The sequence below is a fragment of the Herbaspirillum sp. Her2 genome, assembly GCF_057961375.1.
In genome coordinates this window covers 140,587-166,802 of the sequence record NZ_CM176331.1, presented here as the reverse complement: position 1 = coordinate 166,802, position 26,216 = coordinate 140,587, and the positions used below count along the sequence as shown (strand labels likewise).

General features: G+C 64.7%; 24 protein-coding genes. 8 read left to right on the top strand and 16 right to left on the bottom strand.

Annotated features, from left to right (window positions below; genetic code table 11):
- Positions 1-9: 9 nt before the first annotated feature.
- From ACWHXP_RS00765 to ACWHXP_RS00750, 4 genes are all read right to left on the bottom strand, one after another.
- Positions 10-1,170, bottom strand: coding sequence for a porin (locus tag ACWHXP_RS00765; protein WP_489634704.1), 1,161 nt, complete (start codon positions 1,168-1,170; stop codon positions 10-12).
- A gap of 361 nt (positions 1,171-1,531) precedes the next feature.
- Positions 1,532-2,404 carry a sugar phosphate isomerase/epimerase family protein gene (locus ACWHXP_RS00760; RefSeq protein ID WP_034330567.1) on the bottom strand — a complete coding sequence of 291 codons (873 nt, stop codon included), beginning with the start codon at positions 2,402-2,404 and terminating at the stop codon, positions 1,532-1,534.
- Complete coding sequence (locus tag ACWHXP_RS00755) at positions 2,401-3,246, bottom strand: shikimate dehydrogenase family protein (RefSeq protein ID WP_134136621.1); 846 nt, start codon at positions 3,244-3,246, stop codon at positions 2,401-2,403. The genes ACWHXP_RS00760 and ACWHXP_RS00755 overlap by 4 nt, the downstream gene beginning before the upstream one ends.
- 4 nt (positions 3,247-3,250) lie before the next feature.
- The gene (locus ACWHXP_RS00750; RefSeq protein WP_088755638.1) at positions 3,251-4,132 is read right to left on the bottom strand and encodes a 4-hydroxyphenylpyruvate dioxygenase; all 882 of its coding nucleotides are present in this window, start codon (positions 4,130-4,132) and stop codon (positions 3,251-3,253) included.
- Positions 4,133-4,261: 129 nt separating this feature from the next.
- Between ACWHXP_RS00750 and ACWHXP_RS00745 the strand changes: the two genes are divergently transcribed.
- Positions 4,262-5,044, top strand: a complete 783-nt coding sequence (locus tag ACWHXP_RS00745) for an IclR family transcriptional regulator domain-containing protein (RefSeq protein WP_039787035.1) — start codon at positions 4,262-4,264, stop codon at positions 5,042-5,044.
- A 25-nt stretch (positions 5,045-5,069) separates the two neighbouring features.
- A complete protein-coding gene (locus ACWHXP_RS00740; protein ID WP_051156421.1) occupies positions 5,070-5,882 on the top strand; it encodes an IclR family transcriptional regulator domain-containing protein in 813 nt (270 codons plus the stop codon).
- 21 nt (positions 5,883-5,903) lie between these two features.
- Here ACWHXP_RS00740 and nfsB read toward each other — a convergent pair whose 3' ends face one another.
- Positions 5,904-6,557: an oxygen-insensitive NAD(P)H nitroreductase gene (gene nfsB, locus ACWHXP_RS00735; RefSeq protein WP_489623712.1), complete on the bottom strand. Its 654-nt coding sequence runs from the start codon at positions 6,555-6,557 to the stop codon at positions 5,904-5,906.
- Between the two features lie 206 nt (positions 6,558-6,763).
- Here nfsB and ACWHXP_RS00730 point away from each other — a divergent pair, with 206 nt between their 5' ends.
- Positions 6,764-7,669 carry a LysR family transcriptional regulator gene (locus tag ACWHXP_RS00730; protein WP_034330560.1) on the top strand — a complete coding sequence of 302 codons (906 nt, stop codon included), beginning with the start codon at positions 6,764-6,766 and terminating at the stop codon, positions 7,667-7,669.
- Between the two features lie 9 nt (positions 7,670-7,678).
- On the opposite strand, the gene ACWHXP_RS00725 is transcribed toward ACWHXP_RS00730, so the two are convergent.
- The 7 genes from ACWHXP_RS00725 to ACWHXP_RS00695 all read right to left on the bottom strand — a co-directional run bounded on the left by ACWHXP_RS00725 (position 7,679) and on the right by ACWHXP_RS00695 (position 15,714).
- Positions 7,679-8,638, bottom strand: coding sequence for a DMT family transporter (locus ACWHXP_RS00725; RefSeq protein WP_121043695.1), 960 nt, complete (start codon positions 8,636-8,638; stop codon positions 7,679-7,681).
- 307 nt (positions 8,639-8,945) lie between these two features.
- Positions 8,946-10,526 (bottom strand): methyl-accepting chemotaxis protein, encoded by a 1,581-nt coding sequence (locus tag ACWHXP_RS00720; RefSeq protein ID WP_209534335.1) that lies wholly within the window; start codon positions 10,524-10,526, stop codon positions 8,946-8,948.
- 192 nt (positions 10,527-10,718) lie between these two features.
- Positions 10,719-12,143 carry a dihydropyrimidinase gene (gene hydA / locus ACWHXP_RS00715; protein ID WP_209567553.1) on the bottom strand — a complete coding sequence of 475 codons (1,425 nt, stop codon included), beginning with the start codon at positions 12,141-12,143 and terminating at the stop codon, positions 10,719-10,721.
- Positions 12,144-12,263: 120 nt separating this feature from the next.
- A complete protein-coding gene (locus ACWHXP_RS00710) occupies positions 12,264-12,992 on the bottom strand; it encodes a maleate cis-trans isomerase family protein (RefSeq protein ID WP_039787027.1) in 729 nt (242 codons plus the stop codon).
- An 11-nt stretch (positions 12,993-13,003) separates the two neighbouring features.
- Entirely contained in the window at positions 13,004-13,795 is a 792-nt protein-coding gene (locus ACWHXP_RS00705) for an ABC transporter ATP-binding protein (protein ID WP_489634705.1), read from the bottom strand.
- Positions 13,796-13,826: 31 nt separating this feature from the next.
- On the bottom strand, positions 13,827-14,642 hold the full coding sequence (locus tag ACWHXP_RS00700) for an ABC transporter permease (protein ID WP_034330553.1): 816 nt from the start codon (positions 14,640-14,642) through the stop codon (positions 13,827-13,829).
- A gap of 31 nt (positions 14,643-14,673) precedes the next feature.
- Positions 14,674-15,714: an ABC transporter substrate-binding protein gene (locus tag ACWHXP_RS00695; RefSeq protein ID WP_489634706.1), complete on the bottom strand. Its 1,041-nt coding sequence runs from the start codon at positions 15,712-15,714 to the stop codon at positions 14,674-14,676.
- 338 nt (positions 15,715-16,052) lie between these two features.
- On the opposite strand from ACWHXP_RS00695, the gene ACWHXP_RS00690 reads away from it, so the two are divergent.
- The 5 genes from ACWHXP_RS00690 (at position 16,053) to ACWHXP_RS00670 (ending at position 19,769) form a co-directional block, all read left to right on the top strand.
- The gene (locus ACWHXP_RS00690; protein ID WP_085946179.1) at positions 16,053-16,817 is read left to right on the top strand and encodes a GntR family transcriptional regulator; all 765 of its coding nucleotides are present in this window, start codon (positions 16,053-16,055) and stop codon (positions 16,815-16,817) included.
- 38 nt (positions 16,818-16,855) lie between these two features.
- Positions 16,856-17,638, top strand: coding sequence for an enoyl-CoA hydratase (locus ACWHXP_RS00685; protein ID WP_204725955.1), 783 nt, complete (start codon positions 16,856-16,858; stop codon positions 17,636-17,638).
- Positions 17,639-17,747: 109 nt separating this feature from the next.
- Positions 17,748-18,611, top strand: a complete 864-nt coding sequence (locus ACWHXP_RS00680) for a TorF family putative porin (RefSeq protein ID WP_489634707.1) — start codon at positions 17,748-17,750, stop codon at positions 18,609-18,611.
- Between the two features lie 48 nt (positions 18,612-18,659).
- A complete protein-coding gene (locus tag ACWHXP_RS00675; protein ID WP_039787016.1) occupies positions 18,660-19,067 on the top strand; it encodes a hypothetical protein in 408 nt (135 codons plus the stop codon).
- 105 nt (positions 19,068-19,172) lie between these two features.
- The gene (locus ACWHXP_RS00670) at positions 19,173-19,769 is read left to right on the top strand and encodes a hypothetical protein (RefSeq protein ID WP_402707468.1); all 597 of its coding nucleotides are present in this window, start codon (positions 19,173-19,175) and stop codon (positions 19,767-19,769) included.
- 18 nt (positions 19,770-19,787) lie between these two features.
- On the opposite strand, the gene ACWHXP_RS00665 is transcribed toward ACWHXP_RS00670, so the two are convergent.
- The 4 genes from ACWHXP_RS00665 to kdpB all read right to left on the bottom strand — a co-directional run bounded on the left by ACWHXP_RS00665 (position 19,788) and on the right by kdpB (position 26,192).
- Positions 19,788-20,498: a response regulator gene (locus ACWHXP_RS00665; protein WP_039787013.1), complete on the bottom strand. Its 711-nt coding sequence runs from the start codon at positions 20,496-20,498 to the stop codon at positions 19,788-19,790.
- A 9-nt stretch (positions 20,499-20,507) separates the two neighbouring features.
- Positions 20,508-23,264 (bottom strand): DUF4118 domain-containing protein, encoded by a 2,757-nt coding sequence (locus tag ACWHXP_RS00660; protein WP_489634708.1) that lies wholly within the window; start codon positions 23,262-23,264, stop codon positions 20,508-20,510.
- A gap of 91 nt (positions 23,265-23,355) precedes the next feature.
- On the bottom strand, positions 23,356-23,967 hold the full coding sequence (gene kdpC, locus ACWHXP_RS00655) for a potassium-transporting ATPase subunit KdpC (protein ID WP_121043713.1): 612 nt from the start codon (positions 23,965-23,967) through the stop codon (positions 23,356-23,358).
- Between the two features lie 29 nt (positions 23,968-23,996).
- Positions 23,997-26,192, bottom strand: a complete 2,196-nt coding sequence (gene kdpB / locus ACWHXP_RS00650; RefSeq protein ID WP_121043716.1) for a potassium-transporting ATPase subunit KdpB — start codon at positions 26,190-26,192, stop codon at positions 23,997-23,999.
- Between the last annotated feature and the right edge of the window lie 24 nt (positions 26,193-26,216).

The window sequence follows — 26,216 nt, the reverse complement described above, 5'->3', positions numbered from 1 at the left end:
GGGGCGAACTCAGAAGCGATGCAGGATCCCCATCTGCAGTCCGATCAGGCTCTTGCCATTGATGTCGGCCCCGGCCAGGTTGCTGCCCGGTCCGGCCGAGCCGCTGAAGCGCCAGCCGGCATTGGCCTGGTTCTTCATGTAGTTGGCGAATCCATAGAGCGTGGTCCGCTTGGAGAGGTCATAGTAGGCGCCCACGTTGCCGCCCTGTGCACCACCATCCTTGTGGGAGGTGTCGACCATCACGCCGTACAGCGCGCCGATGCGCAGCTGCGGGGTCAGGCGATAGTCCGCCGAGACCTGGTAGACGTTGTAGAAGCGCTGGATATTCGGATCGTTACCGGCAAAGAAATTGTTGGGATTGCTGACATTGTTGAGGATGGTCGCGGCATTGTTGCCATTGGCGTTGGCGGTGGTGTTGTTGCTCCGTACGTAGGCCAGGTAGATCTTGCCCGGGCCATAGTCGTAGTCGGCATACACGTTATGGTATTGCACCGTATTGCTGTACAGGCCGCCGGCATTGGGTTTTGCCACCAGGCCGGCATAGCCTGCGCGATACGGGCCGTTAGTGTAATCCAGACCGAACTGATAGACACCACGGCGGCCCAGTCCCTCGCCTGCGGTCTCCGGCATGGCGTAGTGGATATCGAACTGGAAACCGGCCCAGCGCGGCGACTTCCACGACAGGTCATTGTCGAAGCGCGACGGCACGCCGAAGGTATTGATGATGGAGCCGTAGGTGGTGCGCTCGGTATAGTCGATGGCACCGCCGATGAAGAAGGGCACGCTGTTCTGGCGGCCCACGCGGAATTCACCGGCGGCCGGGGTCTTGATGCCGACCCAGGACTGGCGGTCGAACAGCCGCGTGCTGTCGGCCAGGCCGCCGGTGTCGCCGGCGAATCCGTTTTCCAGCGTGAAGGTGGCGGCATAGCCACCGCCCAGATCCTCATAGCCTTTGAGGCCGATGCGGCTGCGCAGGATCGCGCCATCGTTGAGCGCCCACAGGCTCTTGCCGCTGCTGCTGTGCATGTAGCCCAGGTACTGGTCGACCGTGCCATACAGGGTGACGTTGCCGGTGCTCTGCGCCAGGGCCGTGGTGGAGGCGGCCAGCAGCAGGCCCATGGCGACGGGCCTGCGCAGTGCGCTTGTTGGGCGGGTGGATCGTGTTGTCATGTCTCGGATCTCTGTTGTGTTTGTGGTTATGGTTGTGATGATGGTGGTGGAGCGTAACTCCCGGCACACGCAATGCGTCCCCTGCCGGCGCGCTGCGCGGCATGTTCCGAACGGGAGGAAACGGTGGGCCCGCTGCACCCTGGCGTGTTCAGGGAAGGGGCCGGTGGATCAGGATGAAGGGCGCTGCGGTGTCATGGGGTCTCCTCTGTTGTGATCATGCGGCCCGCCCCCTGAAGGGACGGTGTCGCATCGTCAAACCCGCTCGCTATGGTTTTGTTGTGGCGAGCCGGTGGTGCTGCTGATGCTGATGCTGATGCTGATTTCTGATTGTTGACTGCAGGTTAAGGATCGCTTTATGCGTCTACGCCGCCACCGCTTCACGCACCCGCAGGCCGCGCCGCAGCACCTGGTCGGTCACCCACTTGGCCGATCGCCGCGCCCGCTCGGCCACCACGGCCGGCGACATCTGCAGGTAATCGTCATTGAACACTTCAAAGCTGTAGTCGCCGCGATAACCGCCGCGATGCAGGCGGCGCACCATGTCGGAGAGCTCCAGCGAATGCTCGCCCTCACCGGGGAAGACGCGCAGATGGCGCGCCGTCTCCAGCCGTTCTTCGGGCGTACGGATCTCGCGCCACATGAAATCGGACAACTGGACCATGACGATGCGGCGGCCGGGAATGGCATCCAGGTCTTCCAGCGCGCCGCGATTGGCAAGGATGTGGAAGGAATCGATCACCACGCCGAGATTGGCGTGATCGGCCATCTCCACCACTTCCCAGGCTTGCATGTATTGATTGATGTGACGTCCCCAGGACAAGGCTTCGAAGCCCACGCGGATGCCCAGCGGCACCGCCAGGTTGGCCAGCTTGGCCAGGTCGCGCGCGATGTGGCGGGTGTCGCCGCTGGCGTGTTGCGAGGTCGAGGAGCACACCATCAGCAGCGGCGCACCGACCGCCTTGCAGATCTGCAGCAGGTTGCGGGCCACGTCCACCTTGTAGTCGTGCAGGCTGCCCTGCAGGCCTTCGTAATCGCGCATGACCTGGATGCCGGTGACGCGCACGCCGCTTTCGCGCACCAGCTTCACGGCCGCCTCCAGCCCGCCGGGATAGCCGACCAGATCCTTGGACCACAGCATGAGCTGCGAGAAACCAGCCGCCTTGGAGGCGGCCAGTTTGGATTCCAGTCCACCCGGCAGGGTGATGGTATCCATGCCGAAATTGTCGAGGTTCACAATGCCTCCAGATGACGGAAGTCGTCCGCGGCCACGCCCGGCCAGCCGAACAGTTCGAGATACAGCGGCGCCTGCTCGATGAGCATCTCCTTGCCCTTCTGGATGCGGCAGCCCTTGGCCTGCGCCTGCACCAGCAACTGGCTCATCTCGATCTTCATGCCGCAGTCGGCGACGATGGCCTCCGTACTCACGCCTTCCAGCGCGAAGGGCATCGGGTCGCCCACGTGCATGCCCAGCGGCGTGCAGTTCACCAGCAGGTCGACACCGCTGGCATCCGGCTGCGCGAAACGCACGCGGGTCGCCGGATAGGCGGCTTCCACGCGCGCCAGCAAGGCTTCGGCCCCGGCGCGATTGGTATCGAAGACGCTGATCTCGGCGATGCCCTGCGCGGCCAGCGAGGCGACGATGGCGCAACCGACGCCGCCGGTGCCGACCACCAGGGCGCGCGTCCTGTTCCACACCAGCGGACGGTCGGCAGCGGTACGCGCCAGTGCGCGGATGAAACCTTCGCCATCGATCAGGTCGCCCCAGACCACGCCCTCGGCATCGCGATAGACCGCATTGCAGGCACCGGCGACACGGGCGCGCAGGGTGGCCTGTTCGACCGCCTCCAGGGTCATGGGCTTGTGCGGAATGGAGACGAAGATGCCGCCCACGTTTTCCGTCTTCATGAACATGCGCACGGCTTCGCAGTAGCGCTCCGGTTCGATCTTGAACGGGATCACGCGCGCATCCAGCCCGTGGCGCTTGAAATACGCGTTGAACAGAGTCGGTGCCTTCACCTGTTCCACCGGCCAGCCGATCACGGGGAAGATGCGGGTGGTGCCTGTGATTTCCTTCATGGTCTCAGTTCTTGTCTTTCTGGCTGCGGACCAGTTCAAAACTGACGCCGCCCTTGTAAAGCTGGGTGAGCGCACCGCGCTCGCTGATCTGGGTAGGCGCGCGGTCGACGAAGATCACGCCGCGCTCCTGCAATTGCCGCACCGCCTGCAGCACGTCGGGCGTGCCCAGGCCGAGGCGCAGCCACTCTTCTTCCCACTGGATGTCTTCGGTGCCTTCGGGGGGTTCCACCAGCTGGATGTAGAACTGGCGGCAGGGGCTGGCCAGCAGGTTGCCCTTGGGCAGGATGCCGAAGAACTGCCCCTCGGGCAGCACCGAAAATCCCATCAATGACGAATAGAAGTCGATCCATTCACGCGTGCGCTCCGGCCCCACGGCCTGCACCAGGCCGAAGAAATGCATGCCCGACAGCGCCGTGGTCTTGCGCCGCTCCTGGCTGGAGGGCTTGAAGTCGACGTCGTAGATGGAGAAGTCGCGATAGCGGTCGACGAAGTAGATGATGGAGTCGCCACAGCCATGCACGCCCGGGATGTTCAGTTCCATCGCCCCGGCGCGGGTGGGAATGGGCCAGGCCCCCAGTTCGGTCACGCGGCGATAGGCCTCGTTGGCGTCGCGCACGCGCAGCGCGATGGCGCTCAGGTTGGTGGCCTGCACCTCATGGTCGAAACCGGACCAGGCCGACACGTCGGCGTTGACGATCACGTTCATCTCGCCTTGCGTGTAGAGCACCACTTCGCGCGAGCGATGGCGGCCGACCTGTTCGAAGCCCATGCGCTCCAGCACGGCACCCAGCGCCAGCGGCTCGGTGGTGGCGTATTCGATGAACTCGATGCCATCGATGCCCAGCGGATTGGTGGGGACAGGATTGTTTTCTATGGTGTTCATCATGATCCCGATGATTTGTCTCGGAGCCGAGTATAGCCAAGCCCACCCCCTGCAAAAAGGCCGATATGAAGCAAAGCGTGCGATAATCGCGCAACTTGTTCGCCAATCACTCATTTCTGGACTTTTTTTACGATGATCGACCAAAACTCGGTAGAACTGGACATCCAGAAGCGAGACCTGATCGAAGGATTGATGAAGGGTTTTGACGTCATCACGGCCTTCACCAGCGAGTCGCCGCAGCTGACCGCCAGCGAAGTGGCCGAGCGCGTGGGCCTGACCCGCAGCGCTGCGCGCCGCTATCTGCTGACGCTGGTGCATACCGGCATGGCGGCCTCGGACGGCAAGAAATTCTGGCTCATGCCGCGCCTGTTGAACCTGGGCCAGTCCTATCTGGAATCGGCGCGGGTGCCGCGCGCGGTGGTGCCCTTCCTGCAGCGACTGACGCAGCAGCTGCAGGAGTCCACCAACTTCTCGCTGCTCGATGGCGACGAGATCGTCTATGTCACCCGCGTCACGGCCGCGCAGCTGGTCAATGCCGGTTTCGAACCCGGCACGCGCCTGCCGGCCTACACCACCACGGCCGGCCGGGTGCTGCTGGGCATGCGCGAGGATGCGGAGATCACCGCCTATCTCGACCGCGTGACCCTGATCCCGCACACCCACATGGCCATGACCGACAAGGCCGCGCTCTTTGCCGAGATCGTCACCATGCGCAAGCAGGGTTACGGCATTACCGAGAACCAGTTCGAGATGGGCATGCGCGGCATCGCCATTCCGGTGAAGAACCGCAATGGCCGCGTCATCGGCGCCCTGAGCGTGACCTCCAACATCGCCGCCTGCTCGCGCGAGGACGCCATCGCGCGCGGCGTGCCGGCCCTGCAGACCACGGCCAACACGCTGATGATGTGGGTATGAGGACCATGCACAAGAGGAATCCGCGATGAGCGATGTGGAGAAAATCGACGCGCCGGAAGATGGCAGCGAGGCCGGCGAAGGCGGCCTGGCCCGGCGCGACTGGATCGCCGGACTGGAGAAGGGCTTGCTGATCCTGGAAGCCTTCGACTACGACAACCAGCGCATGACCTCGGCGCAAGTCGCGGCCCGCACCGGGCTTTCGCGCACGGCCGCGCGGCGCTACCTGCTCACGCTGGAACACCTGGGCTACCTGCACAGCGAAGGCAAGACCTTCGCCCTGACGCCCAGGGTGCTGAAAGTGGGCTGGTCGTATTTCGATTCGGCACCGCTGCCGCGCATCCTGCAACCGCACCTGCAGCAGATCACCGGGCAGACCGGCGAGGCCGTCTATGCCAGCGTGCTCGATGGCTGGGACCTGGTCTTCATCGCGCGCAATGGTACTTCACGCGTAATGACCACCGGCTTCGTGCTGGGCGCACGGGTGCCGGCGCAACTGGCCTCCCCGGGCATCGTGATGCTGGGCGCGCTGCCCGAGCAGCAGGTGCGCGAGTGGCTGGCCACCTGTGCCATGACGCCCTTCACGCCGCACACCATCACCGATCCGGATCGTCTCTACGAGCTGATCGCACAGGCGCGCCAGCAGGGTTATGCGCTGGTGGAGCAGCAATTGCAGACCGGTGTGCGCGGCATTGCGGTGCCGCTCAAGAATCGGCATGCCAAGGTCGTGGGCGCGCTCAGTCTCAGTTTTCCGCTGGCAGTGGAATCGCAGGAACAAACACTGGCGCGCGTGCTGCCCGCTTTGCAGCAGGCAGCCAATGCGCTGATCCATCAGGTGTGAGGGACCAGCGCGTGCTGCCGATTACAGATCGGTGAAGACGGTCTCGGCCGCCAGGCGCGACTTCGGCAGCTTGGCGTTGAAGTCCTCGGCACCGCTGTAGCCCAGGCTCACCAGCACGACACTGGTGAAGCCCTTTTCGCGCAGGCCCAGTTCTTCGTCCAGCACCTTGGCATTGAAACCTTCCATCGGCACCGCATCCACTTCCAGTTCGGCCGCGCCCAGCAGCAGCGTGCCCAGGGCCAGGTAGACCTGCTTTTCCATCCAGTGCTGGGCATCCTTCAGTTCATAGCGATGCAGGTTGCTGTAGAGCAGGCGCGAACCGCGCTGGCCGGCCTTGGCCTCGGCGTTGACGAAACGGCCGTCGGCTTCTTCCTTTTCCAGCAGGGCTTCCAGGTGCGGTTCGCTGATGCCGGTGCGGGCGCACAGCACCAGCACGTGCGAGGCATTCAGGATCTTGGGCAGGTTGTAGGGATAACCGGCTTCGGCAGCCTTGCCGATGCGGGCCTTGGCGGCATCGCTGGAAGCCACCACGAAATGCCAGGGCTGCGAATTCACCGAAGACGGGGCCAGGCGCAGCAGCTCGCGCAGTTCGGCGATGATGTTCTCGGGGACCTTGCGGCTGGGATCGAAGGCCTTGGTGGAGTGGCGTTTGCGGGCGGCGTGGAGCAGGCTCATGGGGGTTCCTTGCGTTTAATGGTGTTGGCGTTGAGCATTCAATTTTGCTTAATGCTCTGAAATGCGCATCAATGATCGACTGCGGCTTGAATGACATCATCGGGCAGGATGCGGTTTCAAAAAAGCGGAGCGTGGCAGAAACATTTTCAAAAATAAATTGAAAGTAGAATGAGCGCGTTGATTCGTCTTCTTCATCGTTCCCGCTCATGATCCGCCTGGAAGACCTTGCCATCTTCGTCTGTGCCGCCGACAACGGCAGCCTCTCCGCTGCCGCCCGTCAACACGATGTCACCCCGGCCGTGGCCAGTGCCGCCATGAAACGCCTCGAAGGCGAACTCGGCGCACGCCTGCTGGCGCGCTCCACCCGCAGCCTGCGCCTGACACCCGACGGCGAACGCTACCTGCAATACGCCCGCAACGTGCTGGCCGAAGTCAATGCCGGACGCGATGCCGTGGCCCATGGCCGGCGCGTTGTCGGCGGCAACCTGTCACTGTCGGTGCCCTCCGATCTCGGGCGCAACCTGATGTGCCAGTGGCTCGATGAATTCCTCGCCCAGCATCCGGCAGTGAGCCTGCAGGTGCGCATCAGCGACCGCGTGGCCGACATGTTCCGCCAGCCGGTAGAGGTGGCGATCCGCTACAGCCCGCCGGAAGATTCCAGCCTGGTGGCCCTGCCCCTGGCCCCGGACAACCGCCGCGTGCTGTGCGCCTCGCCCGATTACCTGGCTCGCCACGGCCGCCCGCGCACGCCGGCCGACCTGCGCCAGCACAATTGCCTGCGCTATCTGCTGTCGGACATGCTGCATTCGCAATGGACCTTCTTCAAGGACGGTACGCCGGTACAAGTGCAGGTCAGCGGCGACCGCGTCTGCGACGATGGCGAACTGGTACACCGCTGGGCCGTGGAGGGCCGGGGCATTGCCTACAAGTCGCGGCTGGACGTGCTGGCCGACCTGCGCAACGGAAAACTGGAAGCGCTGATGGAGGATTACCAGGGCGAGGCGTCACCGCTGAACCTGGTCTGCACGCATCGCATGAGCCTCTCGCCCACCGTGCGTGCCCTGCGTGAATTGCTCGGTGAGCGCGTTGCGCGTTATCTCACCGATCGCTAGTAGAAAACATCAAGCCTTGCTGAGCACGCGACGCAAACCCAGCGAAGGCAGCGCCGGCAACACCAGGCCCAGGCACAGAAGGCCCATGCCCAGCAGCAGGTCCGCCGAGAGCGTCTCGCCGAAGATCAACGAGGACAGCGTCAGTCCCACCACCGGCACCCCCAGCATGCACACCGACACCGTCACCGGCGAGAGGCGCTGGGTCATCTGCAGCACGATCAGGAAGGTCAGCGCAGTGGCCAGCGGACCGGTGTAGGCGATCACGCCCCAGGAGTGCGGATCGGCCAGGAAAGTCGGCGCACCATCCACCAGCAAGGCCAGCACGCACAGCGGCACGGCGGCCACCAGGGTCTGCCAGGGCAGCAGGTCGAAGTCCAGCTTCACGCCCGGCGTCATCTTGATCTGCAGGATGTTCATGGCCCAGGACAGCGACGCCGCGCCCAGCATCAGGTAGCCGATCATGCTGTGCATGTCCGCATGCAGCAGTGCCGGCAGCACGATCACCGCCATGCCCGCATAGCTGCAGACGGTGGCCAGCGATTGCTGGGTGCTCAGCTTGTGCTTCAACACCAGCGCTGCGCCCGGCACCACCCAGATCGAGGTGGCATAGGCGATCAGCGAAGCGCGGCCCGGCATGACGAAGTGCAGCGCGCCGGTCACCAGCGCCGTGAACAAGCCCATCTGCAGCACGCCCACCCCGGCCACCACCGGCCACTCCTGGCGGGTGGGCAGGCGCAGCTTGCCCAGGGCCGCGGCGATGATGAAACTGAGGATGGCCGCCGACAGGAAACGGCTGGCCGCAAACCACAGCGGCGGGATGAACTGGCTGCCGAACTTCATCACCGGCCAGTTGCCGCCCCAGATGCAGATCGCCACCACCACGCACACCAGGAACAGCCGGCTCATCGGCTGCGGCCGGGAGGAAGCGGGGCTGGCGGATCGGGCGGGTGCGGCAATGGCGGTGGACATCAGGGGCTCCAGAGGGGAAACGGCGCGCCGCAGCAGGCATGCTGCAGCGCATCCAAACGGCTCCCATGGTAGAGAAGAGGCGGCCAATAGTGCTGCCGTATTTGATGGCAGGAAACGGCCCTGGCAGCACTTCCTGCTGCCAAATCGCATTTTTGAAAATTATTTATCCGCGATAACGCATTTGGTGCAGCATGCACCACTGCGGGCCGCCGACCGCCCCATGTAAAAGGGGCGGCCTGCCGTCCCGCAGCAACCGCCCCGCTTTTGGTCGATATGAAAGAAAAAGCGGCCTGGCGGCCGCCCAGCCTCAGCGCACGGCCAAGCCCCCCTGCCCCGGTCGATCCAGGGTGAAGACGCCGACCAGATTGACCAGCTTGTCGGCCTGCTCCTGCAGCGACTGCGCGGCGGCGGCGGCCTGTTCCACCAGGGCGGCATTCTGCTGGGTGGTTTCATCCATCTGGGTGATGGCTTCACCGACCTGTTCGATGCCGGCGCTCTGCTCGTGGCTGGCGGTGGCGATTTCGCTGACGACCGTGGAGACGCCCTGGATGCTGGCCACCACTTCCTGCATGGTCTGCCCGGCCTGCTGCACCAGATGGGTACCGGCATCGACCTTGCCGACCGAGTCATCGATCAGCTGCTTGATCTCCTTGGCAGCTGCGGCCGAACGCTGGGCCAGCGAGCGCACTTCGGACGCCACGACAGCAAAGCCGCGCCCCTGCTCACCGGCGCGCGCCGCTTCCACGGCGGCATTCAGGGCCAGGATATTGGTCTGGAAGGCGATGCCGTCGATGACGCTGATGATGTCCACGATCTTGCGCGAGGAGGCATTGATGGAGGCCATGGTCTGCACCACCTGCCCCACCACTTCGCCGCCCTGAATCGCCACCTTGGCAGCCCCCGAGGCCAGCTCGTTGGCGTGCTGGGCATTGGCGGCGTTCTGCTTGACGGTGGAGGTCAGTTCTTCCATTGCGGAGGCAGTCTCCTCCAGCGAACCGGCCTGTTGCTCGGTGCGGTTGGAGAGGTCCATGTTGCCATTGGCGATTTCATCGACCGAGGTCTTGATGGAGGTGGTCGCGCCCTGGATGCCCTGCACGGTATCGACCAGGCGGTCACGCGTGTAGGCCACGGCCGCCACCAGGCTGTGCTGGTCGCCGCCGCTGGTGCGGATGGTGCCGGTGAGGTCGCCGCCGGCGATCTTGCGGGCCATCTCGGCGGCTTCGGCGGGCTCGCCGCCGATGGAGCGGAAGATGTTGCGCGAGACCAGTCCGGCGATGATGGACAGCAGCACGCCCAAGGCCACCAGTACCACGACGGCCTGTACCAGGGCGCGGCGGAAGTCGGCCTCGATGTCATCGGAATAGACGCTGCAGATCAGGTCCCAATTCCAGGGCTTGAAACGCTTGACGAAGCCCATCTTGGGACTGGGCTTGTCGCTGCCGGGGCGCGGCCACCAGTATTCGAGGAAGCCCTTGCCGGCCGGCGAGGCACCGGCTGCGGCGATCATCTTGTAGAGTTCGTTGCCCTTGGCATCCTTGAAGGAGAGCATGTTGCGGCCATCGAGCTTGGTGTTGATGGGATGCATGACGATGGTGGAGTCCGCACCCACCAGGGTGGCGTAGCCGTCACCGGTATAGCGCTGGTCGCGCACGCGGGCGATGGCGCCCTGCTGCGCCTCGGCGCGGGAGAGCTTGCCGTCGGCCTCCAGCTTGGCGAAGCCGGCCACGGTGGTATAGGCCATTTCGGTCACGTCCTCCAGGCCGCGCTGGCGCTCGGCGATCTGCAAATCACGGGTCTGGTAGGCGTGCCAGACGGAGAGGAACAGCAAGGCTATCCAGGAAAACACCAAAGGTAGCCAGAGTTTTTTCTTCAGCGAGAGTCGATTCATCATGGGCGTGGAGGCGTGGTCGTTGTCGGAAATGTCGAACGGAACGTCATTGGCGGGAATGACACGACCATGCGGCCCCAGCTTGCCGCCAGGCAATGCATGGCGATCCTCCCCCCATGCAGATTACGGCTTGCAACACGCGCGCTAAAGGCCAAACTGACAATTAATCGATAAATTATTTATAAATTCCTGTTATTCAGGAATCTGCACCTTGGGCCGAGCCGGATCCGGCAAGCCGCAAGGAAGGAATTGCCCGCGCCCCGGTGTGCCCAGCACCTCGCCATCGCGCCAGACAATCTCGCCGCGTGAGAGCGTGAGCACCGGCCAGCCCGTCAGCTGCATGCCTTCATAGGGGGTGTAGTCGACGTCGTGATGCAGCATGCTGTTGCTGACCGTGACCTGGCGATGCGGATCCCAGACGGCGATGTCGGCATCGCTGCCGATGGCAATGGTGCCCTTGCGCGGATAGAGGCCATACATCTTGGCCGGGTCGGTGGCGGTCAGGGCCACGAAGCGGTTGAGATCGATGCGGCCCTTGCCCACGCCTTCGGAGAACAGGATGGGCATGCGCGTCTCCAGTCCCGGCGTGCCATTGGGGATGTAGCGGAACGGCACCTCCTTGCCGCCCGGCTTCTTGCCTTGCGGATCCTCGTAGCGGAAAGGCGCATGGTCCGAAGAGAAGACCGTGAACAGCCCGCTGGCCAGGCCATCCCAGACGTATTGCTGGTTGGCCTTGTCGCGCGGCGGCGGGCTGCAGACGCACTTGGCACCGTGGTAGCCGTCATCGAGGTGATCCGCCGTCAGCACCAGGTACTGCGGGCAGGTCTCGGCGTGGATGCGCAGGCCGTGGCCGTGCGCCCAGCGGATCTGTTCGATGGCCTCGCGGCCGGAGACATGCACGATCAGGATGGGCACATCCACCAGCTCCGAGAGCGCAATGGCGCGATGGGTGGCTTCGCGCTCGACCATCATCGGGCGCGAGTGGGCGTGATACTTCGGCGCGGTCAGGCCGGCCTCTTCCAGCTGTTCGGTGAGCCAGCCGATGCAGTCGGCGTTTTCCGCATGCACCATGACCAGCGCGCCTTCCCGCCGCGCCAGCGCCAGCAGGTCCAGGATCTGGCGGTCATTGAGCTTGAGATCGTCATAGGTCATGTAGATCTTGAAGGAGGTATAGCCCTCGCGCACCAGTTGCGGCAGTTCGTTCTTGAGGACCTCCTCGCTGGGGTCGCTGACGATCATGTGGAAGGCATAGTCGATCACCGCCTTGCCCTCGGCGCGGCGATGATAATCCTCCACGGCCGCTCGCAGCGAGCCGCCCTTCGCCTGGGCCGCAAACGGGATCACCGTGGTGGTGCCGCCGCAGGCGGCCGAGATGGTGCCGCTGCGGAAATCGTCGGCCATGCGCAGGCCCTCCTCCATCGGCTGGTCCAGGTGGCAATGGGCATCCACGCCGCCGGGCAGCACCAGCTTGCCGCTGGCATCGATCTCCTCGCGGCCGGGCGGCAGGCCCCGTCCCAGCATGGCGACCTTGCCGTCCTTGATGCCGACGTCGCATTGCATGATGTCGGAGGCCGTTGCAACAGTGCCGTTGCGGATCACCAGGTCAAAGCTGTCCATCCGTATTCCTTTCGAACAAGCGTGGTTCACCCCGCGCCGCCGGCATGCGCCGGGGCGTGAGACTGAAGTTGAAAATGGAAGAAGCCGCCGGTGCGGCCGGTGCCCGCGCCGGCGTGAGCGTTAGCGCACGTCGCGGAACAGGCTGCCCCAGCCGCGAATGCGCGAGGGATCGGCACCGGCCTGCTGCAGCGATTTCCAGACCACGGTGGAGATGGTGTCGTAGATCGGGATGCCGACCTCGCGCTCCAGTTCTTCCACCAGCGGTGCGCCGCGCAGGTTGGTGCAGAAGATGGTGATGGCCTGCGGCTTGTCTTTGGCCACCTCATGCACCATGGCGCGCAGCTCTTGCGCGCCCACTTCGGAGAAGGAGAAATTGTCCTGCTTGCGCAGGTGGCGTTCGGAGACGCACTCCAGGCCCGAGGCCGCATAGTTCTTGATGATGGCGGCCTGCACGTCGTCCAGGTAAGGCGTGACCAGCCCGAAGCGCTTCACCCCGGTGAGATCGAAGATCTCGTTCAGGGCCAGTACCGAGGTGCAGGCCGGGATGCCGGTGGCTTCGGTGATGCGGCGGCACAGGCGCTCATCGGCATCGAAACCCAGCCAGCCCGAGGACGTCCCATTCCATGCGATGCTGCCAACCTTGGCATGCGAGAGCAGTTCGGCGGCGCGCAGGATTTCGCTGTCATCGAACTGCGCCAGCGCCTGGTTGGACAGCGCGATCTCGGTCACGCGGAAGCGGCCGAAGTGGGCGCTGGCTTCCGGGATATCGGCCAGCATGGCGGTGGTGACCGGCTCCAGCGTGGTATTGGAGGACGGCGTGAGCATGCCGAGCAGGGTGCGGGGGATCATTGGTTTTCCTTTCAGGCTGCCAGCAGTGCAGCGTCGGCATGGGCCAGCGCCGATTCCTCGCGGATCAGGCTCAGCACGTGGCGTTTGTACTGGTTGAATTCGGGCGTGGTGGTATCGCGCGGACGCGGCAGGTCGATGTCGATCAGCTCGCGCATGCGACCCGGACGATGCGTCATCACCGCCACCTTGGTGGCCAGGATCAGGGCTTCGTCGACGCTGTGGGTGACGAAGACGATGGTGCCCTCATAGCGCTGCCACAGGGCCACCAGTTCTTCCTGCATTTCCATCTTGGTCTGCGCATCGAGGGCGGCGAAGGGTTCGTCCATCAGGATCACCGAGGGGTTCTGCAACAGCGCGCGGGCAATGCCGACACGCTGCGCCATGCCGCCCGAGAGTTCGCTCGGATAGTGGTTCTCGAAGCCCTTGAGCTTGACCGTCTCGATGAAGGGCTGGGCCACCGCGCGCCGCTCGGCCGCACTCTTGCCCTGCAGCTTGAGCGAGAAGGCGACGTTGTCCCACACCGGCAGCCAGGGCATGAGGTTGGCCTGCTGGAACACCATGCCGCGATCCGCGCCGGGGCCGGTGATGGGCTTGCCGGCCACCGTGACCACGCCGCTGGTCGGGAATTCAAAACCGGCGATCATGTTCAGCAGCGTGGACTTGCCGCAACCGGAGGGGCCGAGCAGGCAGAGGAATTCCTTCTTCTCCAGACGCAGGCTCACGTGGTCGATGGCCAGCATGTCGGTGCCGCGCTTGCGGTCCTTGAAGACCTTGACGATATCGTTCAATTCGATGAATGCCATGATGCGATGTCCTTGATGGTTGAATGCGTGCTCAGGCCTTGCCCTGCACGGTGGCCACGTGCTGCCAGCGCAGCATGGAATGCATGATCTGCTTGAGGATCCAGTCGGCCAGGAAACCCAGCAGGCCGATGCTGATCATGGCCGCGATCACCAGGTCATAGCGCAGGAAGTAATACGAATCCCACAGCGCATAGCCGAGCCCGCTCTTGACGGCCACCATCTCGGCGGTGACGGTGAGCATCCAGGCGCTGCCGATGCCGATGCGCAGGCCCGCAAAGATGCTGGGCATGGCCGCCGGCAGGATCACGAAACGCAGCAACTGGCTCTGCTTGGCACCGGCCATGGCGGCTGCGCGCAGCAGATTGCGGTCGGCGGTTTTGACGCCGTGGACGGTATTCATCAGGATCGGGAAGAAGGCCCCCAGGAACACCAGGAAGATGGCCGGCTTGTTGGCGATGCCGAACCAGATGATGGCCAGCGGAATCCACGACACCGGCGGAATCGGCCGCAGCATCTGCACCGTCGGTTCGATGGTGCGCTCGACCCAGCGCCACCAACCGATGGCCACGCCCAGGGCGATGCCCGAGAGCGCCGCGATGAGGTAGCCGGCGGTCACGCGCAGGCAGCTGGCCATGGCGTCGTAGATCCATTTGCCGCTGCTGTCCTGGGCCGCTTCATTGATGCCGAAGATCCAGTCCATCCAGGTGGCGAACACCCGCGAGGGTGCCGGCAGCAGCGACGCCGGAATCACGCCCGAGCGGGAGAAGGCCTCCCAGAACAGCACCAGCAACAGCGGCACCGCAAAGCGCCACTTGGCTTCCGACAGGGATTGTTTCCATCCGCTCATGATGATTCCTTCAATGCTGTGGGGTGCTGGATCAATAACCCAGTTCGGTCTTGGGCTTGCCGGTCACGCTCATCAGGAAGCTGTAGTCCATGTTCTTCTCGGCCAGCGCAGAGACGTCGGTAGAAACGTATTTCAGATCCTTCATCATCCCGGCGATGGCCTTGGTTTGCGTGCGGTACATGCGGTAGTCGGGATAGGCATTGTTGAGGGCTTCGGTGGCGATCTTGGGATCGAGGCCGGTGCCCTTGACGATGCTGTTGATCCAGCCCTGCTTGTCCTTCTGCAGGCCATCCACCAGCCTGACCACGGCGGCCACGGTTTCCTTGACCTCGGCCGGATGCTCCTTGATGACATCCGAACGGGTGACGATCAGGTTGGTCAGACGCCCCGCCGCCTGGTCATACGGATACGCAAAATGCTTGCCAACCCCGGTCATGCGGATCTGCGACGCGAAGGGTTCGACCGAGCAGATCAGTTCCACCTCGCCGCGCGAGAGTGCGGCGGCGTGGTCCGAGGGATTGGGGATGTTGACGAACTGCACGTCCTTGGACGGATCGATGCCGTGGCCGGCCAGTTCGCCGCGCATGTGCAGGTCCTGCGCATTGCCGCGCGAGGCGGCGATGCGGAAGGGCTTGCCTTCGGCCTTGTATTGCGCGATCAGCTTCTTGAGGCCGGCCCAGTCATCCGAGGCCAGCTTGCTGTCCTTGCCGACCAGCATCTCCGAACCGCCGTTGACCTGGCCCGACACGGCCACCAGGTCAAAGCCCTTGTCCAGACCGCTGACGTAGGCCAGGTAGGTGACCTGGGCGATGTCCACGCTCTTGGAGACCAGCGCAGTCAGCGCATCGCTGCCGGCGGTGAAGTTGATGCCTTCGATCTCCACGTTCTGCGCCAGCCCCGGCACCATGGCCATGGACATGCAATGCGCACACTTGGCATAGGCCAGCTTGATCTTGGGCTTGGCCTGGGCCATGGCCGAACCGGCGCCCAAGGTACTGCAGGCCACGAGGCTGGCCAGGGCAAGCGCCTTGAAGAACAGGCCGGAGGGGGACTTGCGGACTTGCTGTTGCATGGTTTTCTCCCAGGTGGACATCGGAACGAATTATTTTGTGACAATCCTGTTTTCTATTGCCACCGTTTATGCAAAGCCTGTGCCAGCTTGAAAAACGCCCGTCGCACGGTTTGGGAAATCGTCCCAAATCCCTTTTGCAACGGGCTTTTCCATAGAATTTTCCGACTTCAATTGCCGACGAGAAACGAGAGCGCACGCACCAAAGCAATCCAATCCAGCCAAGCCGGAGCACAAATCCGCCCCGCAAGAGTGCAACATTCATTACCCAATTTTGTGACAATCCATTCCCACAATTTTCCGCTATCATGGCGGGCAAACCCATGTCATCACAGAGACCCATGCGCCCGACTTCCGCCAGCAGCCCCCGCAAGAAAACCAGCAAGCACGAGCATCCGGACACCAGCCCCCTGCCCGGCCAGGCCTTCAGCGTGCGCCCGCTGGCAGGCGACGCCATCTATGAGCGCATCGTCGGGGCCATCATGGAACACCGCCTCACGCCGGGCACCAAGCTGGTCGAGGAGAAGCTGGCCGGCATCTTCAGCGTGAACCGTACGCGGGTGCGCGAGGTGCTGGCGCGGCTGGCGCATGAGGGCCTGATCACGACCATCCCCAATCGCGGCGCCTTCGTGGCCAGCCCCACGCCGGAAGAGGCGCGCAACATCTTTGCCGCGCGCCGCCTGCTGGAACCGGCGCTGCTGCGCCACCTGTGCGAGCACACGCGGCCCGAGCACATCGCGCTGTTGCGCGCCCACGTGGCCGAAGAAGCGCAGGCCCGCGCCAGCAATGACCGGCGCGCCATCATCCGGCTCTCGGGCGAATTCCACATCCGTATCGCCGACATGGTGGACAACCCGGTGATGAGCAAGATGATGCGCGAGCTGGCATCGCTGACCTGTCTCATCATCGTGCTGTACGATTCGCCGACGGTGCCGGCCTGCACCCACGACGACCATGGCGACATCATCGACGCCATCTCCGCCGGCCGCACCGAAGACGCCGTGGCGACCATGCTGGCGCACCTGCACCACATTGAAAGCGTGCTCGACATGTCCGCGCCGCAGGGCGAGGACGAAGATCTGGAAGCATTGCTGGGCATGGTGTAAGGCAACACACGGCGCCCATCACCAATGGAGGAGACACCATGCAAGACGCAAGCCAGGACCTGTTGCTGCGCCATGACGCCCAGGGCATCACCACCCTCACCCTGAACCGGCCGGCGCAATTCAATGCGCTCTCCGAAGCGATGCTGGAGGCCTTGCAGGCGCAGCTCGATGCACTGGCGCAGGACCCGCAGGTACGCTGCGTGATCCTGGCCGCCAACGGCCGCGCCTTCTGCGCCGGCCATGACCTGCGCGAGATGCGTGCCACGCCCGAGCAGGCGTATTACCAGCAATTGTTTGATCGTTGCAGCCACCTGATGCAATCCTTGCGCGCGCTGCCGGTGCCGGTCATCGCCAAGGTACAGGGACTGGCCACGGCAGCCGGCTGCCAGCTGGTGGCGGCCTGCGACCTGGCAGTGGCCAGCGAGGCTGCGCGCTTTGCGGTCTCGGGCATCAACGTCGGTTTGTTCTGTTCCACCCCGGCGGTGGCCTTGACGCGCAACCTGCCGATCAAGCGCGCCTTCGAGATGCTGGTCACGGGCAAATTCATCGATGCCGACACGGCCGCGCAATGGGGGCTCATCAACCAGGCGGTGCGTGCGGATGAACTCGATGCGGCCACCGAAGCGCTGGCGCGCGAGATCTGCAGCAAGCCTGCCATCTCGATTGCGCGCGGCAAGGCCATGGTGTACCGCCAGCAGATGATGGCGCTGCCCGATGCCTATGCGCATGCAGCCGAGGTGATGGCCTGCAACATCATGGATGCGGAGGCGATGGAGGGGATACAGGCGTTTCTGGAGAAGCGGCCGCCGCAGTGGGAATGAGCTGGCGCTTCTTTATGTGAAGTTTACGGGACCGGGTTCAAGTTTTACCAGGATTAAACGCCGGCGATTCTAAGCTTGCGGCTCTTCAACCCACGGAGCCACCAGCATCATGAATCGCCGCACCCAACAACACATCCAGGATCCCGCACAGCAAGACATGGCACCGCTGGGCCAGCGCCGCCTGCGCAATGCGCAACTGGCCGGTCTGGCTACCCTGGCCGCCGCCGGCGCGCTGCTGGCCATCGCCGTGATCGCACCGGCCCAGGCGCAGGAAGCCGCACCAGCCGCCCCGGATGCCAACGCCTCTCCGCTGCACCTGGCCGGCAACATCGGCATCGTCAGCCAGTACGTCTTCCGCGGCACCACCCAGACCAACCAGAAACCGGCCCTGCAAGGCGGCTTCGATCTGACCCATGACAATGGCCTCTATGCCGGTGTCTGGATGTCCAACATCAGCTGGATCTCGGATACCAACCCGGCCGCCTCGGCCAGCCTCGAAGCCGATGTCTACGGCGGCTGGAAACCGGCGCTCACCGACTGGCTCACCGGCGACATCGGCGTGCTGCACTACGCCTATCCCGGCAGCTATCCGGCCGGCATGACCAAACCCGATACCACCGAGGTCTACCTCGGCGTGGATGCAAAGTGGATCGCCTTCAAGTATTCGTACAGCACCGGCAATACCTTCGGCAATGCCGATACGCGCGGCAGCACCTATGCCGACCTGACGGTGACGCATGAACTCTTCGCCGGCATCACCGGACTGGCCCACATCGGCCGCCAGCGCTATACCGGCTCCAATGCTTCCAACCTCTCCTATACCGACTGGAAGCTGGGCCTCACGCGCGACTTCTCCGGCTACGTGCTGGGGCTGGCCTGGACCGGCAGCAATGCGCCCGACGCCGGCTACACCCTGCGTGGCAAGAACATCGGCAGCAACCAGTGGATCGCTTCGGTCAACAAGAGCTTCTGAGCCCTGTCCGTCTTCTGACAAGACAACATCACAAGGAGGTGCATCATCATGCGTAGCCGTCTGCACTGGAAACGTGGCGAAGATCGCCTCCACCCGCTCTCGCCGCGCCATCTGTTCCTGCGTACCGCACAGCGCCGCCGCTATCGCTGCGTGCTGGTGGCGCTGCTGATCTTCGTGCTCTGCGCCAGCATCGCGCCGCTCACCCAGGCCGTTGCGCCCTACCGCGCACCGGAAGACTACGGCCCCTCGCCGCAGGCCCTGCAGCACCGCGCCGAGTGCCGACAGCAGATCAGTGCCTTCATGCCCGGCAAGATCGAGAGCGAGGAATTCGTGGCCCGCACCGACCACGAATACTTCCGCTACGTGGTGCGCCATGCCCTGCGGGAAGTTCTCTTCATCTGCGATGCACGCACCGGCCAGATCCGCCGCCAGATTGATATCTGGGGGGATCTTTAGGTTCATATCACGCTAGAACCGCCGTCTGGCGGGCCTCCCGGTCCTGCGCACACAGCCGGGCTGGACAATCAGGCGGGCTGACGGCAAGATGCGGCATCCTTATCGATGCCCCTACTGACCGACCTGCCCATGCAAGCCGACTACGCCACCATCCTGCAGTGGATCTACCTGTTCAATTCCCTGGCCCTGGCCCAGCTGGCCCTGAAGCAACTGGGCCGACGCCGCAAGGCGCGCGCGCTGGAACAGCGCTTCCGCGCCGCGCAGACCGCCGAATGGCGCAACACCGCACCTGAGTTCATGAACACGCGGCTCGGCACACCCCATGCCCAGGAGACGCGCGAAGACGGCACCCTGCTCTATCGCTGGCGTGGCGAGCGGCACTGGCTGGAAGCGCTCTATCGCGAAGGCCGCTGCGAGAGCGTGGAGGTCTCCGATCATCTGGAAGAAAGCTTCCCGACCGTCAATACCTATTTCAACTGCGCCGTGCTGGCCGCCCTGGTCTGCGCCTGGAAATTCTCCGGACTGGCCGATGCGCCGGAGTTGCCGGTGGCCGCTGCGGGCAAGCAATACCTGGCCAACTTCATCGTCTTTCTGGCCGGGGCGTGGCTGCTCTCGTTCGTGCTCAAGCGCCAGCGTCTGCTGCTCAATCTGGGCTGCATCGTGATGGTGGTACTGGCCCTGCCGCTGCTGAACTGGCCCTGAGGCCGGTTCACTGCAGTTTCATTCGGCCACCACATCGGCTACCCGATAGCCCACGCCGATTTCGGTGAGGATGTGCACCGGCTGGGCCGCATCCCGCTCCAGTTTCTGGCGCAGGCGCTGCATGTAGATGCGCAGGTAGTGGCCATCCTCCGCATGCGAAGGTCCCCATCCGGCCACCAGCAACTGGCGGTGCGTGATGACGCGCCCGGCATCGCGCAGCAGGGTGGCCAGCAGACGATATTCGATCTGCGTCAGGTGCAGCGCCTCGCCGTTGCGGCTCACGCTGCGGGCCGGCAGGTCCACCACCACATCCCCAAGACGATAGCGGCCGCTGGACTGCCCTGCGCCTGACGCCCGCGCATGGCGGCGCAATTGCGCGCGCATGCGGGCCAGCAGCTCGGGCATGCCGAAGGGCTTGACCAGGTAGTCGTCGGCGCCGGCATCGAGCGCTTCCACCTTCTCGGACTCCTGCGTGCGGGCCGAGAGGATCACGATGGGCACGCTGCTCCAGTTGCGGATCTCGCTGATGACCTGCTTGCCGTCGCCATCGGGCAGACCGAGGTCGAGGATGATGAGGTCGGGCTTGCGGGTCCCGGCTTCGGTGACGCCTTCGCGTGCGCTCTTGGCTTCGTGGACGATGAAGCCCTCCTGTTCGAGCGCACTCCTGACCAGTTTGCGGATGTGCGGATCATCTTCGATGAAGACGATGTTGCCTGCGTGTTCTTGCATGGGGTGTCCTTATTCCTCCGGCAGGGCGGGTTGCGTTTCCACCGGCAGCATGAAGCAGACGGTCGCACCCTGCCCGGCTTCCTGCGGCGCGATCCAGATGCGGCCCTGATGCGCCTCGATGATGGCGCGGCAGATCGCCAGGCCCAGGCCGACGCCGGGGGTGGACGATTCATTGTCGCCGCGCGTGAATTTTTCAAAGGCGTGCTGCGTCATGGCCGGCGGGAAGCCGCGCCCATGGTCGCTCACGCACACCTTGACCTGGGGCTGGCCATCGCTTTCTTCCACATGCGCACTGATGGCAATGGGGCTGCCGGCGGGCGAATACTTGATGGCGTTTTCCACCAGGTTGGCCAGCACGCGTTCCAGCAATACCGCATCGACGCGCAACAGCGGCAGGTCGGGTGCGATGCGCGTTTCCACCTGGCGTCCTTCCAGTGCTTTGGAGAGCAGGCGCAGGGCCGAGCCGGTCAACTCTTCCAATGCATTCCATTGGCGATTCAAGGTCACCACGCCTGCCTGCAGGCGCGCCATGTCCAGCAGGTTGTTCATCAGCCCGACCATCTTCTGCGACTGTTCGCTGATGGTGCGCGCCATGGCGCGGGCATCCTCATCCAGGCGCTCGTTGGCGGCCAGCACGTCGGCACTGCCCACCAGCGAGGTCAGCGGCGTGCGCAGATCATGCGAGATGGCCGAGAGCAGCGAATTGCGCAGGCGTTCCGATTCCATGGTCACCAGCGCATCCTGGGCCACCTCGGCATAGTGCAGGCGCTCGATGGCCATGGCGATCTGCGAGCAGAAAATTTCCAGCATCTGGCGGTTCTCGGGCAGGGCCAGTTGCGCGGCAGCCAGCTGGCGCTCCTCTTCACTGGCGCCTTCGATGGCAAAGGCCAGCACGCCACGCGTGCGCATGGTGGCCGTCAGCGGCAGGTACAGCGCCGCTGCCGAGGGCAAGGTGGCCGTGCCCTTGCCGGCGGCCTGGCCGTTGTCGTAGACCCATTGCGCCACGCCCGCGTCCACGCTTTTGAGGACGTGCGGACCGCCGCTGTCCTGCTCGGGCTCGGCCAGGCGCAGCTGGTCGGCGCTGTCGGGCAGGAAGAAGGCGATGCGCGCCCCGAACACGGCGGCCAGATGGCGGCGGCCGATTTCCAGGATCTGGTCCAGCGTCAGCAGCGCCGACAATTCCTTGCCCAGCATGTAGAGATTGGCGGCGCGTCCTTCACGCTGCATGGCCACGCTGGCCTGGCGGCGCAGGCGCGCGGTGAGCGAGCTGATGAACAGCGACACCGCCAGCATCACCGCCAGCGTCAGCAGGTACTGCGCGTCCGACACCGTGATGGAAAAACGCGGATCGACGAAGAAGAAATCAAAGGACAACACGGACAGCACCGACACCAGCGCCGAAGCCGCGCGGCCATAGCGCATCGCCACCAGCATCACACCCACGAGGTACAGCATGATGACGTTGGCCGGATGCAGCTTGCCATCGAGCACGAAGGCCAGCGTCGTGGTGGCCATGCAACTGGCCACGGCCCACAGCGTGCCACGCGTGCGGCGGCGGCGGGTGAGCAGGGCTTCGGCGGCGCTGGCCGCACTGTCGGTGCGGGCCTGTTCCTGCTGCACGCGGGTGCGGCTGCGGGCGATGGTGTAGAGGTCGATCTCGCCACCGCTACGCGCGATGCGCTGGGCCAGAGTGCCGCGCGGCCAGCGCAGCAAGTGGCGCAGGCCGCCCTCCTCCTGGCCGATCACCAGCTTGCCGGCATTGCGGCTGCGGGCGAATTGCAGCAACGCGGCGGACAATTCCTCACCGCTGATGCTGGCCGTTTCCGCACCCAGGGATTGCGCCAGTTTCAGATAGGAGACCACGCGTTCGCGCGCCTCCATCGCCTGGCGCTGGCCCGGCAGATCCACGTGGACTGCCAGCCATTCGGCCTGCAGCTTGGCGGCCAGGCGGGCCGCTTCGCGGATCAGGCGTTCCTCGCCGGCCCCGCTGCCGACCGCCACCACGATGCGCTCGCGCGCCTGCCACAGCTGGGCGATGGAGCGGTCGGCGCGGTACTGGCGCATGTCGGCGTCGACCCGGTCGGCGGTACGGCGCAAGGCAATCTCGCGCAGCGCGATCAGGTTGCCCTTGCGGAAAAAATGGCGCCCGGCCTTCTCGGCCTGCTGCGGCAGGTAGACCTTGCCCTGCTGCAGGCGGGCCAGCAATTCATCGGGCGGAATATCCACCAGCATGACATCGTCGGCTTCATCGAAGACATGATCGGGCACCGTCTCGAAGACGCGGATACCGGTGATCTGGCCGACCACGTCGTTGAGACTTTCGATGTGCTGCACGTTGAGGGTGGTGTAGACATCGATGCCGGCACGCAGCAGTTCGTCGATGTCCTGCCAGCGCTTGGCATGGCGCGAGCCGGGCACGTTGGAGTGCGCCAGTTCGTCGACCAGGATCACGCCGGGCTTGCGCTCCAGTGCGGCATCCAGGTCGAACTCGGGCAGCTGGCGATCACGGTAGGGCACCATGCGCATGGGCAGGCGCGCGAGGCCGGCAAGCTGGGCCTCGGTCTCGGCGCGGCCATGGGTCTCGACCACGCCGGCGATCACGTCCGTGCCTTGCGCGACCAGCGCCTGGGCGGCTTCCAGCATGGCGAAGGTCTTGCCGACACCGGCCGAGAAGCCGAAGAAGATCTTCAGGCGGCCGCGCGCCTGGCGCTCTTCGTCGCGCATCACGCGTTCCAGCAGGTCGTCGGGATCGGGGCGGGTGTTCATATCGGGCGTTCAGGGTTGCTGCATTGTAGTGGCAAAAAGCCAGTGGCACGCGGGTTGCGTGCCACCGGCCATCCTGCAGACAGCGAAGGGCTTACTTGGCCGCTTCCGTCTTGGGCATGGGTGCGGCCGCATCCAGCGCCAGGTTCAGCTTGAGCACATTGACGCGCGGTTCACCGAACAAGCCCCATTGCGGCGCCTCGCTGTTGACGCGCACCAGCGCACGCACCTGCTCCACCGTGATGCCACGCGCACGGGCGACGCGACCGGCCTGGTACTCGGCCGCGGCCGGGCTGATGTGCGGATCCAGGCCGCTGGCCGAGGCCGTCAGCAAGTCAATGGGAATCGCACCCTTGTTGTCCGGATCGGCTTCCTGCAAGGCCTTGGCGCGGTCTTCAGCGGCCTGCTTCAGGGCCGGGTTGGTCGGGCCCAGGTTGCTGCCGCCGGAGGCCATGCCATTGTTGGGGAAGGTACCAGCGGCCGAGGGGCGGCCCCAGAAATAAGCCGGACTGGTGAAGTTCTGGCCGATCAGTTCCGAGCCGACCACCTGGCCCTGGCGTTCGATCAGGCTGCCATTGGCCTGCTGCGGGAAGAAGGCTTGCGCCAGACCGGTCACCAGCAACGGATACAGGCCGCCCAGCAACACGCCCAACAGGATGAAAAGCGTGATGGCCGGACGCAGCGGATGGGGAGTCGAGGTTTTCATGTGACTTTCCTTGAGAGTCGTAATCGGGTTCAGACCAGACCGAAGGCGGTCAGCAGCAGGTCGATCAGCTTGATGCCCACGAACGGCACCAGCAAGCCACCCACGCCATAGATCAGCAGGTTGCGGCGCAGGAGCACGGCCGCACCCAGCGCGCGATAGCGCACGCCACGCAGGGCCAGCGGGATCAGTCCCACGATCACCAGCGCATTGAAGATCACCGCCGACATGATGGCCGAATCGGGACTGGTCAGGCGCATCACGTTGAGCGCGCCCAGCTGCGGATAGTTGGCCACGAACATGGCCGGAATGATGGCGAAGTACTTGGCCACGTCATTGGCGATGCTGAAGGTGGTGAGACTGCCGCGGGTCATCAGCATCTGCTTGCCGATCTCGACGATCTCGATCAGCTTGGTCGGATTGGAATCGAGGTCGACCATGTTGCCGGCTTCCTTGGCCGCCTGGGTGCCGCTGTTCATGGCCACGGCCACGTCGGCCTGAGCCAGCGCCGGGGCGTCGTTGGTGCCGTCGCCGGTCATGGCCACCAGCTTGCCTTCGGCCTGATGCTGGCGGATCAGGGCCAGCTTCTGTTCCGGCGTGGCTTCGGCCAGGAAGTCATCGACCCCCGCTTCAGCGGCGATGGCCGCGGCGGTCAGGCGGTTGTCGCCGGTGATCATGATGGTCTTGATGCCCATGCGGCGCAGTTCGCCGAAGCGCTCCTTGATGCCGCCCTTGACGATGTCCTTCAGCTCCACCGTACCGAGGATGCGGATAGGTGCGCCCTGGTTGATGACGGCCGCCTCGTTGTTCCATTCGATCACCACCAGCGGTGTGCCGCCACGGCGGGCGATGGCTTCCACATCGCTTTCCACCTGGGCCGGCAGGCGCTGGTCGGCCGAGCGCACCAGCTTGCGGATGGCGTCGGCAGCGCCCTTGCGGATGCGGCGGTTGCCGATGTCGATGCCGGAGACACGGGTCTGGGCCGAGAACGGAATGAATTCCGCGCCCAGGTTGGCCATCTCGCGTTCGCGCAGGTTGAATCGGTTCTTGGCCAGCACCACGATGCTGCGGCCTTCCGGCGTTTCATCGGCCAGCGAGGCCAGTTGGGCGACATCGGCCAGTTCTCGCTCGGCCACGCCCGGTGCCGGCATGAAGGCGGCGGCCTGGCGGTTGCCGAGCGTGATGGTGCCGGTCTTGTCCAGCAGCAGCACGTCGACGTCACCGGCGGCTTCCACCGCGCGGCCGGAGGTGGCGATCACGTTGGCCTGCATCATGCGGCTCATGCCGGCCACGCCGATGGCCGAGAGCAGGCCGCCGATGGTGGTCGGGATCAGGCACACCAGCAGGGCGATCAGCGCCGTCACCGTGACCGGCGAGCCAGCACCGGCGGCAGTGACCGAGAAGATCGAGAACGGCAGCAGGGTCACCGTCACCAGCAGGAACACCAGCGTCAGTGCCACCAGCAGCAGGGTCAGCGCCAGTTCGTTGGGGGTCTTCTGGCGACGCGCGCCTTCGACCATGGCGATCATGCGATCCAGGAAAGCTTCACCCGGATTGACCGAGACGCGTACCACGATCCAGTCCGACAGCACGCGCGTGCCGCCGGTGACGGCCGAGAAGTCGCCGCCGGATTCGCGGATCACCGGGGCCGATTCACCGGTGATGGCGCTCTCGTCGACAGTGGCCACGCCTTCGATGACGTCGCCATCGGCGGGTACCGTATCGCCTGCTTCGATGAGCACCAGGTCACCTTTGCGCAGGCTGCCGCCTTCGACCACTTCGCATTGGGCGGCGGCTGCGGCCACGCCACCGCGTGTCTGGTCGCTGCTGCGCAGCTTCTTGGCCATCACGCTCTTCTTGACGCCACGCAGGGCGGCGGCTTGCGCCTTGCTGCGGCCTTCGGCCAGGGCTTCGGCGAAGTTGGCGAAGAGCACCGTGAACCACAGCCAGGCAGCGACGGCGAAGATGAAGCCCGCCGGGGCTTCACCCTTGCCGGTGATGGCCTGGATGAACAGCAGCGTGGTCAGGATGCTGCCGAGGTAGACCACGAACATCACCGGATTGCGCCATTGCACGCGCGGCGACAGCTTGCGGAAGGAATCGGCCAGGGCCGGCTTGACGATCTTGGGATCGAACATCCAGCGCGCAGTCTGCGCGGCGGAAGGAATGGCATCGGCCGGCACGGCTTGTGTGCTGCTGGCCGGAGTATTGCTGGAAGGGGTAGTCATAAGGGTATCCGTTGCGGGTTGCTC

What these genes read in the sequence shown, in the direction of transcription:
- hydA (WP_209567553.1), bottom strand. Translation starts at nt 12,143, where the DNA reads ATGGACAGCTTTGACCTGGTGATCCGCAACGGCACTGTTGCAACGGCC.
- kdpB (WP_121043716.1), bottom strand. Translation starts at nt 26,192, where the DNA reads ATGACTACCCCTTCCAGCAATACTCCGGCCAGCAGCACACAAGCCGTG.
- ACWHXP_RS00660 (WP_489634708.1), bottom strand. Translation starts at nt 23,264, where the DNA reads ATGAACACCCGCCCCGATCCCGACGACCTGCTGGAACGCGTGATGCGC.
- ACWHXP_RS00690 (WP_085946179.1), top strand. Translation starts at nt 16,053, where the DNA reads ATGCGCCCGACTTCCGCCAGCAGCCCCCGCAAGAAAACCAGCAAGCAC.
- ACWHXP_RS00720 (WP_209534335.1), bottom strand. Translation starts at nt 10,526, where the DNA reads ATGAATCGACTCTCGCTGAAGAAAAAACTCTGGCTACCTTTGGTGTTT.
- ACWHXP_RS00680 (WP_489634707.1), top strand. Translation starts at nt 17,748, where the DNA reads ATGAATCGCCGCACCCAACAACACATCCAGGATCCCGCACAGCAAGAC.
- ACWHXP_RS00670 (WP_402707468.1), top strand. Translation starts at nt 19,173, where the DNA reads ATGCCCCTACTGACCGACCTGCCCATGCAAGCCGACTACGCCACCATC.
- ACWHXP_RS00765 (WP_489634704.1), bottom strand. Translation starts at nt 1,170, where the DNA reads ATGACAACACGATCCACCCGCCCAACAAGCGCACTGCGCAGGCCCGTC.
- ACWHXP_RS00705 (WP_489634705.1), bottom strand. Translation starts at nt 13,795, where the DNA reads ATGGCATTCATCGAATTGAACGATATCGTCAAGGTCTTCAAGGACCGC.
- kdpC (WP_121043713.1), bottom strand. Translation starts at nt 23,967, where the DNA reads ATGAAAACCTCGACTCCCCATCCGCTGCGTCCGGCCATCACGCTTTTC.
- nfsB (WP_489623712.1), bottom strand. Translation starts at nt 6,557, where the DNA reads ATGAGCCTGCTCCACGCCGCCCGCAAACGCCACTCCACCAAGGCCTTC.
- ACWHXP_RS00700 (WP_034330553.1), bottom strand. Translation starts at nt 14,642, where the DNA reads ATGAGCGGATGGAAACAATCCCTGTCGGAAGCCAAGTGGCGCTTTGCG.
- ACWHXP_RS00675 (WP_039787016.1), top strand. Translation starts at nt 18,660, where the DNA reads ATGCGTAGCCGTCTGCACTGGAAACGTGGCGAAGATCGCCTCCACCCG.
- ACWHXP_RS00755 (WP_134136621.1), bottom strand. Translation starts at nt 3,246, where the DNA reads ATGAAGGAAATCACAGGCACCACCCGCATCTTCCCCGTGATCGGCTGG.
- ACWHXP_RS00710 (WP_039787027.1), bottom strand. Translation starts at nt 12,992, where the DNA reads ATGATCCCCCGCACCCTGCTCGGCATGCTCACGCCGTCCTCCAATACC.
- ACWHXP_RS00695 (WP_489634706.1), bottom strand. Translation starts at nt 15,714, where the DNA reads ATGCAACAGCAAGTCCGCAAGTCCCCCTCCGGCCTGTTCTTCAAGGCG.
- ACWHXP_RS00740 (WP_051156421.1), top strand. Translation starts at nt 5,070, where the DNA reads ATGAGCGATGTGGAGAAAATCGACGCGCCGGAAGATGGCAGCGAGGCC.
- ACWHXP_RS00725 (WP_121043695.1), bottom strand. Translation starts at nt 8,638, where the DNA reads ATGTCCACCGCCATTGCCGCACCCGCCCGATCCGCCAGCCCCGCTTCC.
- ACWHXP_RS00750 (WP_088755638.1), bottom strand. Translation starts at nt 4,132, where the DNA reads ATGATGAACACCATAGAAAACAATCCTGTCCCCACCAATCCGCTGGGC.
- ACWHXP_RS00745 (WP_039787035.1), top strand. Translation starts at nt 4,262, where the DNA reads ATGATCGACCAAAACTCGGTAGAACTGGACATCCAGAAGCGAGACCTG.
- ACWHXP_RS00665 (WP_039787013.1), bottom strand. Translation starts at nt 20,498, where the DNA reads ATGCAAGAACACGCAGGCAACATCGTCTTCATCGAAGATGATCCGCAC.
- ACWHXP_RS00685 (WP_204725955.1), top strand. Translation starts at nt 16,856, where the DNA reads ATGCAAGACGCAAGCCAGGACCTGTTGCTGCGCCATGACGCCCAGGGC.
- ACWHXP_RS00730 (WP_034330560.1), top strand. Translation starts at nt 6,764, where the DNA reads ATGATCCGCCTGGAAGACCTTGCCATCTTCGTCTGTGCCGCCGACAAC.